Source organism: Arthrobacter sp. ZBG10 (assembly GCF_001238605.1).
GTDB lineage: Bacteria > Actinomycetota > Actinomycetes > Actinomycetales > Micrococcaceae > Arthrobacter.
The window spans coordinates 1-332 of record NZ_LFQH01000121.1 but is presented as its reverse complement, the minus strand read 5'-3'; the positions used below and the strand labels follow the sequence as shown (position 1 = coordinate 332).

The following is a 332-nucleotide window of genomic DNA, read 5'->3' as shown; positions in this document are numbered from 1 at the left end:
GGGAACCGCAGCAGGTTCCAGTCGGCGTAGGGCACCAGGACGTATTCGGCCTGGCCGCCCACCCAGCCGCCCATGTCCACGTAGCCGTAGGCGGAGCCGGGACGGTCCGGGTTCACGTTCAGGCAGATCCCGGTTTTGCCCTCTTTACAGTTCCGGCAGCGGCCGCAGGAGATGTTGAACGGCACGGAGACGATGTCGCCGACCTTGATGAACTCAACGTCGGGCCCGGTCTCGATGACCTCGCCCGTGATCTCGTGTCCCAGGACAAGGCCGGCGGGGGCCGTAGTGCGGCCGCGGACCATGTGCTGGTCCGACCCGCAGATGTTGGTGCT

General features: G+C 66.6%; 1 protein-coding gene. It reads right to left on the bottom strand.

The window, feature by feature from the left end:
- Positions 1-332, bottom strand: a 332-nt coding sequence (locus tag ACU18_RS18800; RefSeq protein WP_157407866.1) for an alcohol dehydrogenase catalytic domain-containing protein, incomplete at both ends; no start/stop codon positions are given.